The 255-nt window shown below is 51.4% G+C and carries 1 rRNA gene; it reads left to right on the forward strand.

Annotated features, from left to right (window positions below):
* Positions 1-255 (forward strand): 23S ribosomal RNA (locus tag WFK85_RS23540); the annotation flags it as partial.

Consider the following 255-nt stretch of genomic DNA (forward strand, 5'->3'; position numbering starts at 1 on the left):
AAACAGGTTAATATTCCTGTACTCGGTGTTACTGCGAAGGGGGGACGGAGAAGGCTATGTTAGCCGGGCGACGGTTGTCCCGGTTTAAGCATGTAGGCGGAGCGTTTAGGTAAATCCGGACGCTTATCAAACGCTGAGGTGTGATGACGAGGCACTACGGTGCTGAAGTAACAAATGCCCTGCTTCCAGGAAAAGCCTCTAAGCATCAGGTAACATTGAATCGTACCCCAAACCGACACAGGTGGTCAGGTAGAG

Source organism: Cedecea sp. VD22, assembly GCF_037150195.1.
Taxonomy (GTDB): Bacteria; Pseudomonadota; Gammaproteobacteria; order Enterobacterales; family Enterobacteriaceae; genus Cedecea.